Consider the following 16,564-nt stretch of genomic DNA (forward strand, 5'->3'; position numbering starts at 1 on the left):
CTGCCCCGCCTCTACATCACTTTCGCGAATGTCTGCTTCAGCGCCACGTCCAGATCGGTCATCGTTACCGGCAGGCCGAGGTCTACAAGGCTGGTCACCCCGTGCTGGCTGATCCCGCAGGGGACGATCCCGTCGAAATGGCTGAGGTCCGGGTCAACATTGATCGACAGCCCATGGAATGACACCCATTTGCGCAGGCGGATGCCGATGGCGGCGACCTTGTCTTCGGCTGGGCTGCCATCGGGCTGCAATGGTTTGTCGGGCCGTTCGACCCAGACGCCAACCCGGCCATCCCGGATTTCGCCTTTCACGTTGAACGTCTCCAGCGTCGCGATCACCCAGTTTTCCAGAGCCTGGACGAATTTGCGCACGTCACGCCCGCGCTTGCCCACGTCCAGCATCACATAGACAACCCGCTGCCCCGGCCCATGATAGGTGTATTCACCGCCGCGCCGCGCCTCAAACACCGGAAACCGGTCCGGGTCGATCAGGTCGGCAGGCTTGGCCGAGGTGCCGGCGGTATAAAGCGGGGGGTGTTCGAGCAGCCAGATACATTCATCCGCCGTGCCTTGTGCGATGGCGTTGGCGCGCGTTTCCATCACCGTCAGCGCATGCGCGTAATCGGTCAATCCGTCGCTGATGATCCAGTCTACCATGGGGTTTGGGTAACGCTGCGTGGACCGGTTGCCAAGGGCGCGATTTCCCTATTGGAAAAGCAAACCGCCTCGTCTATGTACGCCGCACTTACCAGCCTATGGACATGCGGTCGTGGCGGAATTGGTAGACGCGCAGCGTTGAGGTCGCTGTGAGGTAACACTCGTGGGGGTTCGAGTCCCCCCGACCGCACCAGAAATTCATGTAGGTAACTAAAAATAAGTCAAATGACCGCGCTAAGTTTGGAGCCAAAGTCTGAACTCCGCCATGACTTGGTCAAGCACGGCGATCAAGACTGCGACGTGGCTTGTTGCGTCTTGCTTTTCGACAGGGAATTGCCACTTCGGCTTCAAGCGTGGCATCCCAAGCTTAAGCCTTCTTGTGGGACTTGTCGAAACCTGTGGGCGTCATTTTGCTGTCCGATATGCAGACATTCTGATGAATATGCGTTTGAAACGTCAGGTGTGAAGGAGCTTGCTTTGCTACACCGCAAAACAGCGCTCGGCTGGAGAGGGCTGGTCGCTTTCCAAAGCGCGTATCGCTTGGCCTGATTCAGGCGCGTTGAAGGGGCGGCGTGTCGGCCCAAAATCGGTGGCGACTGACAATAGCCCCTAAGATTTCGATAGGCGGCTTGATCACAAAGCCGCGTGCTTTCTGTCAGCTCTGATAATAGGATTGATACGCTCCATAACTGTCACCATAGCCATAGCGCTTCATTCCGCGGGCCGAAATCTGTCCGAGTACCAGACCAGCGATCTTTACGTTTACTTGCTCAAAGGACTTCAGCGCATCAAGGACCTGTCGGTGTGACGTGCTGTCCCACTTCACCGTAAAGATCGTTGTATCGACCCACCGCCCGATAATGCGCGCATCCGTGACGGCGAGGACCGGCGGCGTGTCGATGATGATGTAATCGTAGTCCGACCGCAAGCCGTTGATAAAACCTGCAAACCGGTCCGAGGAAAAGATATCGGCGGCATTTGTCTGCGATTTTTCACCCAGTAGCACATCAATGCCTACGTCTGGCAGATGGGTCAGTGCCTGATCCAGCGCTACCTCACCCAGCATGACGCTCAGAAAACCCTGTTTTTCGGGGATATCAAAATAGTCGTTCATCACCCGTCGGCGGATATCCCCTTCGATCAGAAGAACCTTCTTTCCCAGCCCGGCAAGGTTTTGCGCAAGTGCAATGGATTGTGTGGTTTTACCTTCGCCCGGGATGGACGATGTTGACATGATGACCTTGGGTGGCGTGTCAAGATTGGCCAAGAGGAGCGAGGTCCGCAAGTTACGAATAGCTTCGGCTGCTGCGGAGTTTGGTTTATTTCTGAGATAGGTCAGCAGCTTTTTGCGACTGCGCGAGGGGATGACGGGAATCTGTCCGATGACGGCGTATCCGGTTTTGGCTTCCAGATCCTCTGCCACCCGAAACGTGTTTTGCGAAAACTCGCGTAGCAGAATGAGGGCCGAGCCAAACAGCAGCCCAAGCAAAAGCGACAGCAGTAATACGATCGGCTTTCGTGGCGCCGAAGGCGCGATCGGGACAACCGCATAGGATAGGACGCGGCTCTCGGCCTGTTGCAGCCCCTGCTGGACCGAGGTTTCCTTGAGGCGCCCCAGAAAGAACTCGTAAATGAGGCGGCTTGCTTCTGCTTCGCGCTGAAGCTGTTGCAGTTGGACCAATTCGTCCGACTGCGTCCCAATGCTGTTGGATATCTCACGGATTGACATCTCAACAGCGTCCAACTGCGCTTGTAGGCGCGACTTTTCAAGTTCGGCCCGCGTCAGGATGGCGCCGTAGGTGCTGCGAAAGGCGTCACTGGGCCGCGACGCGTTATCGGAGGATCCCAAGCGATCAAGTTCAGGACTGTTGGCTGCCGCAATCATTTGTGCAACATCTTCTGAAGTTAAGGCCGCCTGCAGGGCGCTCAACCTATTATCAGCGGCACGGTTGCTGGCTGTCAAATCTGTGCGGCGTTCCCGTAAATCCTTGAGTTGCCGGTTCAGTGCAATGAGCCCTTCCGGGCTGATCAGGTCGGTATTGCTGCTGAAATCCTTGAGTTGGTTTTCGGCCGTTTCAAGTTCGATCTGCAGTTCGGCCACCCTCTCGGTCAGCCATTCCGTGGCTTGCACGGTTTTCTCAAACTTCAAAGCGATCTGGTCTTCGATATATAATTCAGCCAGCTTGTTTGCTATGTCCGCCGATTTCTCGGCATCCTCGGTGACGACTGAAATTCGAAAAACATAACTTTGGCGCACGTTTGATACGGATACAGCCGCAAGCACAGCATCCACGACCGCATCGGTCACGGCCTGTGCCGACCGAACCTCGGGCTGGGCCTCTTGACCAAGCACGGTCTCTCTGACGAAGCCCGCCAAGCGACCGAGCGAAAACCAAGACTCTTGCCGCAGAACGGAGTTAAACTCTGGATCATTTTCGAGGTTGAGATCGGCGGTCACCTTGCCGATGAGGCGGCGCGATCTCAGGACCTCCAACTCGGTATTGATCGCGACCTGGTCACCCGGCAGCCCGGATACGACGCTCTCAATATCGACGACCTGCTCTTGCCGGCTTTCCAACGCAACCGCTGCGTTTGCAGTATAATACGGGATGGCGATGAAGAACGCATAGTAAAAGCCAATTACCAGCGCAAGAATTCCGCACAGGCTGATCCAAATTTTGCCGCGCCAGAGCACCCCAAAAAGCTTCGCCAGATCAACCTCTTCTGCGGGTGCGTCAGTTTGAACGGCGAATTGGCCAGGCTTGTTATGGGAGGCGTGCGTCATTCATTCATCCTGCGTCAACATATCGTTTCATTCTCACAGGAACCATCGAAAGGCAATGTTGCGACTGCTGCACCGAGATCGGCGCTCTCCTTGCTCTACTCTTGCGCGAAAGAAGGGGTTGTTCATTCGCCACATAGGGCTTAATGAGAGTTCTGGGTATCCATGAAGATGGACGGGCTTAAGACTGATGCAGCTACTGCTTAAAATGTCACGGTCTAAGAAGAAGCTTGTCTTTCTGGCCGCAGATACAGCGGCGATGGTTGTCAGCCTCTATCTTGCTGTGGCGCTTCGATACGGCAATCTGATTCCTATCGACATGTTGCGGCAATCCTTCGATCTTTTATCGGTCATGATGATTGTTGGACCCCTGATCATCATTTTCTGTGGTCTTCCTCGCATAAAGTTGCACGCTATCGAGAGCGAGGCGACGATGCGGATCGTATTGACCGCTGCGGCATTGGCGCTTGCTGCGATCGTTGTCAGTTACATGTTGAAACTGTCCGGCCCGCGCTCGGTACCGCTCATCTTTGGTGCGATGTTCTTCCTGCTGGCGCTGTCCATGCGTGTATTCGGGCTTTATGCATTGCGATATGTTGGGCAGCGGAATGCGACCTGCGTGCCGGTCATCATCTATGGCGCGGGAGCAGCAGGTATTCAGCTTGCGTCCGCTTTGCGCCAGTCTGTGGAAGCGCGCCCGGTACTCTTTGTCGATGATAATTTGAACCTAGACAATATCATGATTGCGGGTCTGCCAGTCAGGTCTCCGAAGGAACTGCCGAAATTGATCAAGAGACACGGGGTTGCCCGTGTTTTGTTGGCGATACCGTCACTGTCGGACCAGCGCCGCAGTGCCCTTATTTCAAAGCTCCGCACACTCCCGGTTGAAGTGAAGGTTCTGCCGTCCTTTATCGACCTGATGTCGGGCCGCAGTATCGAAACATCGCTGCGTTCAGTGCAGCCTGACGAGATGCTGGACCGCGACATTGTCGAGCTAGACACGCCAGAGATAGCGGCTGCATATTCGGGGCGCACCGTTATGGTCACCGGTGCCGGTGGATCCATCGGGTCAGAGCTTTGCCGGCAATTGATGAACTGTAGACCAGCCTGTGTCGTGCTGTTCGAACAATCCGAATTTGCGCTTTATTCAATCGAGCGTGAACTCGCACCGGTGGCTCGCGCAATCAGTGTTTCTCTGGTTGCACGTCTTGGGTCGGTCACAAACCGCGCAAACGTGGAGCGAACGGTGAAAAGTAACGGCGTTGAGATCATTTTGCACGCCGCCGCCTACAAACACGTTCCCTTGGTTGAATGTAACGAGATCGAGGGAGCAAGAAACAACGTGATCGGCACCAAGATTGTCGCTGATGTGGCTGAAAAGGCTGGCATTGAGCGCTTTATTCTTGTGTCTACCGACAAGGCCGTGCGCCCCACCAATATAATGGGGGCAACTAAACGTATGGCGGAACTGATTGTGCAGGATATCCAGACGCGTGCTGAGGCAACAAAGTTCGCGATGGTGCGCTTTGGCAATGTGCTTGGGTCGTCGGGTTCGGTTCTTCCGCTGTTTCAAAAACAGATCGAGGAAGGTGGTCCTGTGACAGTCACACATCCGGAGGTGACACGGTTTTTCATGACCATACCGGAAGCTGCACGGCTGGTGTTACTGGCGGGCGCCTTTGCCAAAGGCGGCGATGTCTTCGTTCTGGATATGGGAAAACCGCAGCGGATTATCGAGATTGCCAAACGGATGATCAAATTGTCGGGTCGCGAAGTCAAAGACCCGGAGACGGGAAAAGGCGATATCGGGATCGAGTTTACAGGCCTGCGGCCGGGTGAGAAACTGTATGAAGAACTGCTGGTCACTGACGCGCTGGCTGCTACGCCGCACCACAAGATCCTTCGTGCGGAGGAAACACCATTGAGCCAGATCGAAGTGGCCTCACTTTTGCGCGATACGCAGACCGCTATCTCGAATGATGACGCGCTTGCCTTACGGCGCACTATCGAAATTCGGGTCGATGGATATCATCAGCAGATCCTTGAAAGCGTCACGGCCTGAAAAGACGATGTGTTGTCGTCACGTGCAAATGAAAGTGCATTGCTGATCTGCAATTCGTGCCGCGGTGAGCCGGCCTGTCACATAGGCGCCCGTGTCTATTGATACTCGGCCATTTGCATTTGCTGGTGCGTCGACAATGGTATGGCCATGGACGACGCAAATCGCGTCCCCGCGCGATAATTTCATAAAGTCGCGATGACCCCACAGCAGTGTGCCAGAGCGTTGCCTTTGCGGGGTGGTTTGGGGGTCCATGCCGGCATGAACACACCAGACGTTGCCGCTATTCCATGTCAGAGGCAACTCTCTTAACCATTCCAGCATGCCTTTTGGCAGTGCCTTTTCAAGCGCGTCGCAGGCATCGAGTGCCTCGTCAGGGGTCGGCTGTTCACCCAAGCCGTCAATGCCATAGCTTCGCAATGTGTCCAGCCCACCGTTGCGCAACCATCGCTTGCCCCGGTCGAGTGGATCATCCACGAATTCACACATCATTTTTTCATGGTTGCCTTTCAGACAAACCACCTGATCCGGCCGTTCGCGGCTTAGCTTGAAAAGAAGGCTTAGAGTTTCTGCGGACTGTGGCCCCCGATCTACGTAGTCACCAAGGAAGATCAGGTTCTGGTCGTTGTCTGGATCAATCCGTGCAAGAAGGTCTTTCAGTAGCGCGACGCAACCGTGGATATCTCCGATAGCGAAAAAGGGGGTGGTGGGCTTCAATATATTGGGACTGGATGAGCTCTGGCCGCCGTTCGCTGGAGTCCGCCATTCACCGCCCAGAAACTTCAGTAGCTGTCGCACGTGTGCTTTCTCCCGCGGAACCAAATCAAGGTTGTTCACCATACTCCATCGGGAAATTCAATTGCGCGCCAACATTTGATCCGTCCATGATTGCATCATTCCGCCATATGCCCACGATCGGCCGCAAGGCATTGTGCAGCCCTCGTTCGCGGGTTAGGTTGAAACCTGTGATCCCGTTGGAGCGTTCATGTTCACAGGTCCAAGAATTAGTAAATCCGGACCGTGGCGAGAATCGCTGTTGGGCACGGTATTCGTGGCCCTTTCGGTTCAAGGTGCGCTCGCCCAATCCGATGCTGGGTCAACTGCTTATACCTACGGGCTTTACGGCACACCGGGGCTGATTGATGTGCCTACGGCCCAAAGCGCCGCTGATGCGGAATTGGCAGCGACAGTCGGTTACTTTGGGGGAAGCACCCGCACGACGCTTACTTTTCAGGTCACACCGCGCCTTTCTGGCAGTTTTCGCTACTCCCGGATTGAGGATTGGGCCATCGCGACCGGCGACACCACCTATGACCGGTCGTTTGATTTACGGTATCGCCTGGTTGATGAAGGCCGCATCAGTCCGGCCATTGCCATCGGTCTGCAAGACATTATCGGCACTGGCATCTATTCGGGCGAGTATATTGTCGCGACCAAGCAAGTGACGCCGACACTGGGACTGACCGGCGGTATCGGCTGGGGACGATTGGGATCCTATGAAGGGTTTCGCAATCCACTACGGTTTCTGGGTGATGATTTCGAAGAACGTGACACTGGTACAACGGGATTTGGCGGGCAATTCGAAAGTGCTAGATGGTTCCGCGGCGACGCGGCCTTTTTCGGTGGTGTCGCCTGGAACCCGAACGATCAGCTTACACTGAAGGCCGAGTATTCCTCGGACGCCTATGATCTGGAATTGGCATCCGGACGGGATCTGTTTGAACGAAAATCGTCATTGAACTTCGGGCTGTCCTACGCATTGTCGGACAGCGTGGCGATGCAGGGCTATTATCTTTATGGTTCTGAGTTGGGGGCGTCTGTCAACTTTACGATCAACCCCAAGGAACCGACGGTTTATGGCGGCACAGGGCAGCGACCCACGCCTGTCGTGCCGCGCGCGCCCGGTGCGGCTCTTGATTTGGGTTGGACGCAGCAGGCCGACGCGAATGCGATACTAAGCGACAATGTTAAAAGGCTATTGGCCGCTGAGGGCATGACGCTGGAAGCCATGACGATCAGACCCCAAAAGGTCACTGTTCTGATCCGGAACAATACATATATGGCAGGGGCCGAAGCGATTGGGCGGACCGCCCGCATCCTGACTAGAACTATGCCTGCATCAGTCGAGACATTTACAATCATACCGATGGAAGGCGGTATCAGAACCGCGGCGGTGACCATCATGCGATCCGATCTCGAGCAGCTCGAGTTCGAACCAGACAACGCCTGGATATCCTATGTGCGGGCCGATATCAGCGACGCCGCATCGGTTGACGCGCAACCGACCTATCAGGCCGATCTTTACCCGCATTTGCAGTGGCGTCTGGGTCCCTATGTTACCACATCATATTTTGATCCCGACAGCCCTGTGCGCGCGAATGTGGGTATCGCGCTATCTGCGGATTACGATGCGGCACCGGGCCTGACCTTTTCCGCCGAGCTGCGCAAACCGCTTGCCGGTAATCAGGGTGACGGGCAGTTATCGGCCTCTGCTCTGCCTCGGGTTCGAACTGACGGACAGCTCTATGCGGCGGAGGGCGACCCGGCCATCACCCGCTTGACAACAGCGTTTCAAACCAATCTGGCGACGGATTTCTACGGCAGAGTGACAGCTGGTTATCTTGAAAGCATGTATGGTGGATTATCTACCGAATTGCTGTGGAAGCCGGTCGACAGCCCTTTGGGCATTGGCGTTGAATTGAACTATGTCAGAAAGCGGGACTTTGATCAGCTCTTTGGGCTTCAGGACTACAACGTCGTAACCGGCCATGTTTCGGGGTATTACGATTTAGGCAATTCATTTCATGCACAGCTTGACGTCGGCCGCTATCTTGCCGGTGATTATGGCGCGACAATCGCGCTTGATCGCGAATTCGATAACGGGTGGCGCATTGGTGCCTTTGCCACATTCACTGATGTGTCCTTTGACGATTTTGGTGAGGGATCGTTTGACAAGGGACTACGCGTCTCGTTCCCGCTGGGACATTTCGTTGGTACGCCGACGCGGCGAGTCTACAGCACAACCTTGCGGCCGCTGGTGCGAGATGGGGGCGCGCGGTTGAGTGTGGAAAACCGGCTTTACGAAACCGTCCGCCACAATCATGACAGCGCATTGCGGGGCAATTGGGGCAGGTTCTGGAGATGATGTTTTTCCGCTTCTGCTTACGTCTGTCTCTATTGCTTGCATTGTTCGGTTGCGGGGCCGGCCAAGCGGATGACAACATCAGCAGCCAGATCTGGACTTGGCTGACCTCGTCAGAGGATGATGTCTCGGCGGCACCGGATGTCGGGGCCCTCAGAGCGGGGCTGACCCCGGCTGTGCTCGCACAAATCGGTGAGCCTGTGCTGATCGCGCAAGTGCCTTCTCGCAATGCCGTGGCAGCGATGGTGCGGATTGGCTCCAACAATGGCGTCGACACATATTTGACGCCGGACGGCATCAGTATCAGCACCCGTGATGGGATGATCGTTGGCACCCGCGGCTTCGGTTTCGACCTGATGACAGCCGATATTGCAGAGCCCCTGTCTGCCGTAACGGGACGGGCCGATCGTGCGGTGCGTGTGCATCGCTATCTTGATGGCGAAAACCAGCTGATCATACGTAGCTTTGCGTGTCGCTATGCCGCAGCGGGTGACCGGCGGATTGCGGAGACCTGTCAATCGTCAGATTTTTCGTTTGTGAATGACTACGTCGTCGATGAACAAGGGCGAATCCGCAGTTCGCGGCAGTGGATGTCGCCTCAGATTGGCTCGATCCTGACAGAGCACGTTGAATAAGACCGATGGTTTTGGTCCCATTAAGCGGACCCGGCGGGCCGACGAAACCGTTTACAACTTCGGCATTGACTGTATAGTGATAATCAACCAAAGAGTGAATGGAACCAACAAGGAAAGATGATGATGAAACGTATCGCTACAATCGCTATCGCAGCCGCTATGATGTCATCACCTGTGATGGCCCAGGAAGTCCAGCCGGTTGAGCCGGTAACCGGGGTGCAGGGTCTTGGTACGTTGGGGACAACGCAAACACTTACCATTATCGCTGGCGTTATTGTCGTTGGTGCGATCATCGCAAGCAGCGATGATTCCTCGGGCGCCACATCGACAACAAACTAATTCGTTTGGACGCCGGAAATCGTCAAGCTAGGGCAGGATGGTTCGACCTGCCCTTTTTGGTTTGCGCCGCATGTGCCGACAGATCAGCGATACGGAAACGTAGCGAAACACGCCAGACAGTGCATTGAAGGGTCGCGATGTTAAAGTGGTTTTTCGCTGTTGTAGCCGCAGCTTCTTTGAACGCTTGCGGTGTCGCCTATATCTCGCCGCAGGTTAGCACGCAGACCGAAAACGTGCGTGTCATCCCCGTGACATCCGAAACGGTCTTGGCAGCGAACCGCAGCAATTATGTACCCAGACAGATACCGGATGCATTTTTTCGAAACGCTGGGGACGGCTCTGGCCTGCGTGGGCCCGGTGCGGCGCCACCGCCCAGCTTGTCGGAACAGCGGCGGCCTGCGGCACTGTCGACCCGCATTCCACCTGAACAGACCCCTGGGCCATATCGCATCGGGGTAGGTGATGTGGTTCTGCTTGCAACCAAGACATCTGGTGGGACCGTAGAAGAACTCAGCGGCCTTCTTGCCGCGCAGAACAGCCGTCAAGGCTATACCGTGCAGGATGATGGGGCGATTGCCTTGCCAGATGTCGGACGCGTGTTCCTCGGGGGGCTGACGCTCGAAGAAGCGGATGCACAGCTTTTCCAGAGCCTGGTGGAAAGCCAGATTGACCCAACATTCAGCCTCGAAATTGCGGAGTTCAATTCCAAGCGGGTATCTGTAGGAGGCGCTGTTGCGAACCCCACGGTGGTTCCGATCACGCTTACCCCACTTCGCCTGGATGAAGCGATCACCCGTGCCGGCGGGATCGCCACGGCGGATGCGGATTTTGCGTCAATCCGGATTTACCGCGCTGGAAATCTCTATCAGATTCCGTTGGTCCGGTATCTGAGCGAACCTGATCTGCAGAAGATACTGCTTGTTGCGGGCGACAGTGTTTTTGTCGATACAGCGTTCGAACTGGACAAGGCCAGGGCCTATTTCGAGGAGCAGATCGCCCTCGCTGAGTTTCGACAGCAGGGCCGGGTTCAGGCGCTGGCCGAACTCACCGCAGAGGTAGAACTGCGCCGCGCGACGCTCATCGAAGGGCGCAGCAACTTTCAAGAACGTATCGCCCTTGATGCGGTAGACCGCGATTACGTTTATCTCACCGGTGAGGTTGCGCGGCCCGGCCGGTTCGCCTTGCCGTTCGGACGACAGGCAACACTGGCTGATGCGCTTTATGCAGATGGCGGCTTTTCCAGCGAAACTGGCAACCCGGCGCAGATCTACATTCTCAGGGGATCAGAAGCCGAATTCGGGGCCGTCACCGCATGGCATCTGGACGCACGTAACGTGACAAACCTTGTACTGGCGACGAAGTTTGAATTGACGCCCAATGATATCATCTTTGTCGCGGAACAGCCGGTCACCCGCTGGAACCGCGTTGTGCAGCAGCTGGTTCCATCACTTCTCACATCAGGTGCTTCGATCGCCAGTAACTAGGTTTATTGATCCCATAGTATGGTGGTGCGATGAAATGCGGCTACCATGCGACCTGCACCTGGGTTGTTGGCCGTGACCGGTGATGTATTGACCTGATTCTTCGGGGGCCGGGAACTGATGCACTCATTAACTTGCTGTTGCGACCTCGAAGTGCCGAGATTCATCTAAAAGTGTGTTCGATTTCAAGAAGCACGCATGCCGTGTGTTCGTTAATTCGAAATGCAAGAAATCTTCAAAACAGCCCCGAATTTCACCCGATCGGGCAGCGATCATTAAGGTCCCATTAACTGCAACTGTTTCAGGTTTGTTAACCATGCAGTGTCGTAAGGCATTGTTATTTAGTTAACTTTTGGGAAGAGGTTGCGACGATGCTGGACTTTCACACGTCCCTGATGGACGTTAATGCGAGGGATGTGGGGTTTGCTGATGCTCCGCATGATTTACCACCGCGCACAGCCGCAAAGCAGTTTCTGGATGTGGTGGTTGCGATCATCCTTCTGGTGCTGCTTGCCATTGTTGCGGCTGTGCTGATCATGCTCAATCCGTTTTTTAACCGCGGCCCCCTGTGGTTTGTGCAGGAGCGGATGGGCTATCGGTGCCAATCGTTTGCCGCGATCAAGTTTCGTACCATGACCGCTCCGCGCGGTCCGGATCGCGGCGCGTTTGATGCGCTTGAGACAGAGCGGATCACGATGCTGGGCCGTTTCATGCGCAAAATCCGGTTGGATGAGTTGCCCCAGATCATCAATGTCCTGCGCGGTGAGATGAGCCTGATTGGCCCGCGCCCTGATGCCTATGACCATGCCAGGGTCTATCTGACTTCCATACCGGGTTATCGCCGCCGCCACGATGTGTTGCCGGGCATCAGTGGTCTGGCCCAAACCGAGGTCGGCTATGTCGATGGGCTGGAGGGTGTACGGCGCAAGGTTGATGCTGATCTGCGCTATATCACTTCCCGCAGTTTCCGGTTGGAGTTGTGGATCGTCTGGCGGACCATTGTCGTTGTGCTGACCCGCCGGGGGGCCTAGACCAATGTGATCGCACCGTCCGTCACATGGACCGCGCTAAACCTGTCGGTGGCGTAGGCCCCGGTGTCGATGCCCACACGTCCCTCGCTGATCTGGATTTCGGGCAAAACGGTGTGGCCATAGATCACCCGGGTGACGTCTTGGGCATCCAGCGGCATATCCGGGTCGGCCCCCGCAAGAACGACGATGATATCGCCGGTGCGTCAGATACAAGGCGGGCCGTGGCGGAATGACCGGTATTTGAGCAATGTCATGGGTGCGGATGTAGCACGGGGGTGCTGTGCATGACCATCGGTGGATGCCTGTTGCGCGGCCCCGACCCAGCGCACGCTGCGCCAAGTGATTGGTAAGCATGGCCCGCTAGTTATCAGGTTCAACCCGAATTTGGAGAACCCGATGCCTGATCCCTTTGATTCCGACTATGTGAACCTGACCTCGCCTGCCGTGGCGCATTATGTGGTGATCCCATCGGACGGTGCCGATCTGCCGGTGCGTCCGCGGGCCTTGTATGTCAACGGTGCCGGTACGGCTGTCTTGCAGGACAAGGATGGTGAAAGCGTCAGCTATGAGGTGACTGCCGGTGCTGTGCTGACTCTGCGCCCCACCCGTGTTCTGGCGACCGGCACGACTGCCCAGCTTGTGGCGTGGTACTGATCCATGCTGGGTCTGACGCTTTCCCCCGGGGCCGCGCGGGGCGGGCAAGGCGCGCAACCACAGCCGTTGGCAAGTTTTTTCGTGCCCGTGGCCGGTCAGCATGTTGCCCTTGCCCAAGGCCCCGATGACAACGTATCGGTCTGGACCGAGATCGGTCCGGGCCATGCCGCCTGGATGAGCTTGGATGCCAACAGCGTTGCGACCCGCTGGTCATGGCGCGAAACACTCGTGGCCGAGTTGCGCAATATCTATCCCGTTGGCGATCTGACACTGTCGTCAGGCTGGTCACAGCTGCAATCGTCAGGGTCCGGTCTGGCCGGCAGCTATACCGGTAATCGCGCGATCAGCACGTCGTCATTGACGGCGACCGCATCGGTGACCGTGGACCGTGCTGCGCCTTATGATGTCTGGATCCATTACACGGGCCGTACCAATGGCGGCTATGCCCGGGTGGATATTGACGGTGCCCAGACCCTTGTGACCGAGATTGATGATCCCGCAGCCTTGGGCTTTAAGGCATTTCCCACCTATGCGTCTGTCGATTTGCAGCGCCGCCAGTCGGTCAAGATTGCCACTGGTCTGACCGGCGCCCATGAGATCACGATCAGCAATGGGGGTGCGGCCACCCCCGGCGGCAATGCGATCCTGATCGAAGCTGTGGCGATTTCCGCCAGCCTTGCCGACCCGCGTATTCTGCCACCGATCTGGCAGCCCGGTACGGCCTATGAGATGGGGGACGAGGTGCAGTTGGGTGGCCTTTATTATTCGGCGCGGGCCAATGGTATCAGCGGGACAACCGGCCCGACCCATACCGGTGGCATCGCCTCTGACGGGGCGCTGGACTGGCGGGTGGACAATCGTCCGACCTATCCGAAATTCGTGGCGATCGACTATGCGTCCGAGCGCGAATATGCCGCCCGGGTCAATGTCGGCGGGTCCGCGACCGAGATTGGTGGCCAGACCCATGGGAACGAGGCCCTGCAAAGCCGCACGATCACATTGGATGATGTGCCGTGGGTGCCGCAGGCGACTGGCAATGGCCTGAGCGTGGGCAGTGCGGTTGCCATTGTCGAAACGACGGAGTGGCAATCCGGCACCGGAGCGCCTTTGGCCGATTGCATCCTCAACCGCACGGTCACACCTGGCGCGGTGTTTCACAGTGTTGATGTGGTTGGCACGGGGGCGACGGCTACGTTCGAATGGTTCTATGCCGGTATGCTGCCCATGGTGGCATGGGATGGCGAAAGCCGCAGCGCTGTCGCGCAGACGGTTGAGGTTGCGGGCAGTGTTCCGGTTGTGCTGTCCGATTACGAAGGGATCAATCCACCCAATATCGCCTTTGCCGGTGCCGACCGCATCGGCATGACGGCTGATGTTGATGGCGGCACCCTGCGCTATGGGCATGAGGCTGGTGCGCTGGCGGTGCCCGGCAATATCGTCAGCCAGTTCGATGCGTTCTTGCGGCCAAATCTGAACGCGACGACATCCGGTGGCGGTCTGGACTGGCAGGCCAAGGCCTATATCACCGGTGATGCGGGTGGCGGATTGACGATTGGCACTGGCGATAACCTGGGCTTTTTCAGCCGTCATGTGATGCGGGTTGACCAACCGGCATCCTGACGAACCACAGTATTGAGCCGCCCCGGATGATCGGGCGGCTCTTACCGTGCATACACTTCAGTTCTGATAATGGGGTTGCTCGTAGGCTGCCATGGGCACCGCACCGTAGCGCCGCATGCGCCGGATATCGACCTGACACAGCACCATGCCGGTGATCGGCGCACGTATGTCTGCGAGGGCCCGTTGCCCTGCCAGAACAAGGCGCTTGTCCGTCTTTTCCCAACGCACTGCATAGAGCACCGCGTCCGCATGCTGCGCCAGCAGGCGCGTGTCGGGTACTTGCAGCACCGGTGGGGCGTCAATGACGATGAAATCATAGCGGTCCCGCACCTGATCTAAGAAAGCCGCAAAATCTGGCCTGGTAAACAGATCGGCCGGGTTCTGTTGCATGGTATGGCTGGACAAGACGTCGGCAGGCAAGCGCGGGTCGCGGGCGATGGCGTCCTCCAACCGAATTTCCCCAGTCACAACCTGCGCCAGATCACCGCCCTGACATTTCAGATGTGATCGAAAGCTGGGTTGCCGCATATCCGCCTCGACCAGCAGGACGGATTTGCCGAGGCTGGCGAGGTTATGGGCGAGGGCGATGGATTGGGTCGTTTTGCCTTCGCCCGGCACGCTGGAGGTGGACAGGATGACTTGCGGCACCTTACCCGGATCAGCCAGCAACAGCGATGTGCGCAGGTTGCGCATGGCCTTGGCCAGGGCGGATGTGGGTTTGGCGTTCAGGTAATCCAACAGGGCGGCGGGTTTGCGCAGTTTGACACGCGGGATCTGGGCCAGCACAGGCACATCCGTGGCATCGGCAAGTGCCTCTGTGCCGCTGAACCCTTTGCGCATCGCTTGCCGTCCTAGAACTAGCGACACCCCCAAGGCCATGCCAAGCATCGCCGCAATCAGCAGGATCAACATTTTGCGCGGCGCGACGTATTTGCCGGGGGCGGCAAGGGCCAGAATGCGACTATCGGCCTGGCCGAGACCGCGTTGCACATTCGTATGTTGCAGCCGCGCCAGGAACGCCTCGTAAAGCACGCGTGTCGCCTCGGCCTCGCGGCGCAATTGCTGCAGCCGAACCATGCTTGCGGACTGTGTGGCCAACTGGCTGTTGACGCCGGATTGAAAGGTTTCCAGCGCCGCCGCCTGATCGGTGTAATGCCGGATATCGGCCAGTACACGTTGGCGGGCTGGCTGGCTGGCCGGGGTGACAGCTGCGTCGAAACTGGTCAGCTTGACCTCGGCCTCTTCCAAGGCGCGCTGGATATCCAGCAGACGTTCCTGTGCTTCGATGGATTGGCGGCTGAGCGTGTCGAGCGTGGCTGCATCACTGGCCCGGTCGGCCATGATAATATCGTTGACGGCGGTTTCCTTGGCTTCCAGTTCCAGTTGCAGGGCGTAGACCCGTTCAGACAGCCAATTGAATGCGGTTTCGGTTGCCGCCTGCTTTGCGGCCACCTGGTCGGCCAGATAAAGCCGGGCCAGTGTGTCAGCGATCCGCGCGGACATGTCTGCGTCGCCTGTCGTGGCCGTGATCCGGAAAACATAGGTGTCGCGCGGCTTGTCCACCGACAGGGCAGCGGCAAGGTTATCAACCGTCTTGTCCAGAATGGCGGCGTTATCAGGCGGTGCTGCGACCGTACCGCTCAGCAGGTTGCGCGCCCGTGTGCGCATGCCCGTCACCGACCATGGCGCGACTGGGGTCAGATACCGGTTGAAGGCGGGATCATTTGTCAGATCCAGTTCATGCACCATGCGTTCCAGCAGGTGGCGCGACCGCAAGACAGCGACCTCTGTATTCAGGCTGCTTTGGTCGGTCGGGGGATTGGCAAGGGCCTGATCCAGGTCCAGCCCGGGCGAAAATGTTGTCTCGATCTTAAGGGTTGTGACTGCAGCGAACCGTGGTTGGGCGATGGCAAAAGCGTAGTAGGCCGCGGCCAAAAGGGCGAGGATCGTGCAGCCCGTGATCAGGCTTTTGCCATACCAGAGAGACCGCAAAAGCCCCATGATATCAAGAGGTTCTATGCGCTCAATCTCGATCGCGGACAGGTTTGGTATCTTCAGCGTCTTGTCGTCGACCAATTTTGCCATGGGTGGTGCTGCCTTCGTTACGTTGACCTCAATCCACCACAGAGGGGTTAACCTTAAATTGATCACAATGAATGACGACT

General features: G+C 57.1%; 12 protein-coding genes, 1 tRNA gene and 1 pseudogene. 10 read left to right on the forward strand and 4 right to left on the reverse strand.

Annotation, left to right across the window (positions count from 1 at the left end; all coding sequences use genetic code 11):
* Positions 1-11: 11 nt before the first annotated feature.
* Positions 12-668 (reverse strand): annotated as a pseudogene (gene lipB / locus ACFWW4_RS06675) (lipoyl(octanoyl) transferase LipB); the annotation flags it as partial.
* Positions 669-762: 94 nt separating this feature from the next.
* Between lipB and ACFWW4_RS06680 the strand changes: the two are divergent.
* Positions 763-849 (forward strand) — tRNA-Leu (locus tag ACFWW4_RS06680).
* Positions 850-1,311: 462 nt separating this feature from the next.
* On the opposite strand, the gene ACFWW4_RS06685 is transcribed toward ACFWW4_RS06680, so the two are convergent.
* The gene (locus ACFWW4_RS06685) at positions 1,312-3,441 is read right to left on the reverse strand and encodes a polysaccharide biosynthesis tyrosine autokinase (protein WP_411890126.1); all 2,130 of its coding nucleotides are present in this window, start codon (positions 3,439-3,441) and stop codon (positions 1,312-1,314) included.
* Between the two features lie 187 nt (positions 3,442-3,628).
* Between ACFWW4_RS06685 and ACFWW4_RS06690 the strand changes: the two genes are divergently transcribed.
* A complete protein-coding gene (locus ACFWW4_RS06690) occupies positions 3,629-5,500 on the forward strand; it encodes a polysaccharide biosynthesis protein (RefSeq protein WP_411890127.1) in 1,872 nt (623 codons plus the stop codon).
* Between the two features lie 18 nt (positions 5,501-5,518).
* On the opposite strand, the gene ACFWW4_RS06695 is transcribed toward ACFWW4_RS06690, so the two are convergent.
* On the reverse strand, positions 5,519-6,334 hold the full coding sequence (locus ACFWW4_RS06695) for a metallophosphoesterase family protein (RefSeq protein ID WP_411890128.1): 816 nt from the start codon (positions 6,332-6,334) through the stop codon (positions 5,519-5,521).
* Between the two features lie 148 nt (positions 6,335-6,482).
* Here ACFWW4_RS06695 and ACFWW4_RS06700 point away from each other — a divergent pair, with 148 nt between their 5' ends.
* From ACFWW4_RS06700 to ACFWW4_RS06735, 8 genes are all read left to right on the forward strand, one after another.
* Positions 6,483-8,642, forward strand: coding sequence for a YjbH domain-containing protein (locus ACFWW4_RS06700; protein WP_411890129.1), 2,160 nt, complete (start codon positions 6,483-6,485; stop codon positions 8,640-8,642).
* Positions 8,639-9,274, forward strand: coding sequence for a YjbF family lipoprotein (locus ACFWW4_RS06705; protein WP_411890130.1), 636 nt, complete (start codon positions 8,639-8,641; stop codon positions 9,272-9,274). The genes ACFWW4_RS06700 and ACFWW4_RS06705 overlap by 4 nt, the downstream gene beginning before the upstream one ends.
* A 123-nt stretch (positions 9,275-9,397) precedes the next feature.
* Positions 9,398-9,613, forward strand: coding sequence for a hypothetical protein (locus tag ACFWW4_RS06710; RefSeq protein ID WP_411890131.1), 216 nt, complete (start codon positions 9,398-9,400; stop codon positions 9,611-9,613).
* Positions 9,614-9,750: 137 nt separating this feature from the next.
* A complete protein-coding gene (locus ACFWW4_RS06715; RefSeq protein WP_411890132.1) occupies positions 9,751-11,097 on the forward strand; it encodes an SLBB domain-containing protein in 1,347 nt (448 codons plus the stop codon).
* Between the two features lie 368 nt (positions 11,098-11,465).
* Positions 11,466-12,125: a sugar transferase gene (locus tag ACFWW4_RS06720; RefSeq protein WP_411890133.1), complete on the forward strand. Its 660-nt coding sequence runs from the start codon at positions 11,466-11,468 to the stop codon at positions 12,123-12,125.
* Between the two features lie 26 nt (positions 12,126-12,151).
* A complete protein-coding gene (locus ACFWW4_RS06725; RefSeq protein WP_411890134.1) occupies positions 12,152-12,358 on the forward strand; it encodes a hypothetical protein in 207 nt (68 codons plus the stop codon).
* Between the two features lie 163 nt (positions 12,359-12,521).
* Positions 12,522-12,779 carry a hypothetical protein gene (locus tag ACFWW4_RS06730; RefSeq protein ID WP_393930560.1) on the forward strand — a complete coding sequence of 86 codons (258 nt, stop codon included), beginning with the start codon at positions 12,522-12,524 and terminating at the stop codon, positions 12,777-12,779.
* A gap of 3 nt (positions 12,780-12,782) precedes the next feature.
* Positions 12,783-14,399: a hypothetical protein gene (locus tag ACFWW4_RS06735; protein ID WP_411890135.1), complete on the forward strand. Its 1,617-nt coding sequence runs from the start codon at positions 12,783-12,785 to the stop codon at positions 14,397-14,399.
* A gap of 57 nt (positions 14,400-14,456) precedes the next feature.
* Here ACFWW4_RS06735 and ACFWW4_RS06740 read toward each other — a convergent pair whose 3' ends face one another.
* Positions 14,457-16,484, reverse strand: coding sequence for an AAA family ATPase (locus ACFWW4_RS06740; protein WP_411890136.1), 2,028 nt, complete (start codon positions 16,482-16,484; stop codon positions 14,457-14,459).
* Positions 16,485-16,564: the final 80 nt, after the last annotated feature.

The sequence above is a fragment of the Yoonia sp. SDW83-1 genome (assembly GCF_046762885.1).
In the GTDB taxonomy this organism is placed as follows: domain Bacteria; phylum Pseudomonadota; class Alphaproteobacteria; order Rhodobacterales; family Rhodobacteraceae; genus Yoonia.

Excerpts from the sequence above, each read along its gene's own strand:
- ACFWW4_RS06715 (WP_411890132.1), top strand. The coding sequence starts at position 9,751 with ATGTTAAAGTGGTTTTTCGCTGTTGTAGCCGCAGCTTCTTTGAACGCT.
- ACFWW4_RS06710 (WP_411890131.1), top strand. The coding sequence starts at position 9,398 with ATGAAACGTATCGCTACAATCGCTATCGCAGCCGCTATGATGTCATCA.
- ACFWW4_RS06740 (WP_411890136.1), bottom strand. The coding sequence starts at position 16,484 with ATGGCAAAATTGGTCGACGACAAGACGCTGAAGATACCAAACCTGTCC.
- ACFWW4_RS06720 (WP_411890133.1), top strand. The coding sequence starts at position 11,466 with ATGCTGGACTTTCACACGTCCCTGATGGACGTTAATGCGAGGGATGTG.
- ACFWW4_RS06690 (WP_411890127.1), top strand. The coding sequence starts at position 3,629 with ATGCAGCTACTGCTTAAAATGTCACGGTCTAAGAAGAAGCTTGTCTTT.
- ACFWW4_RS06735 (WP_411890135.1), top strand. The coding sequence starts at position 12,783 with ATGCTGGGTCTGACGCTTTCCCCCGGGGCCGCGCGGGGCGGGCAAGGC.
- ACFWW4_RS06700 (WP_411890129.1), top strand. The coding sequence starts at position 6,483 with ATGTTCACAGGTCCAAGAATTAGTAAATCCGGACCGTGGCGAGAATCG.
- ACFWW4_RS06730 (WP_393930560.1), top strand. The coding sequence starts at position 12,522 with ATGCCTGATCCCTTTGATTCCGACTATGTGAACCTGACCTCGCCTGCC.
- ACFWW4_RS06705 (WP_411890130.1), top strand. The coding sequence starts at position 8,639 with ATGATGTTTTTCCGCTTCTGCTTACGTCTGTCTCTATTGCTTGCATTG.
- ACFWW4_RS06685 (WP_411890126.1), bottom strand. The coding sequence starts at position 3,441 with ATGACGCACGCCTCCCATAACAAGCCTGGCCAATTCGCCGTTCAAACT.
- ACFWW4_RS06725 (WP_411890134.1), top strand. The coding sequence starts at position 12,152 with ATGGACCGCGCTAAACCTGTCGGTGGCGTAGGCCCCGGTGTCGATGCC.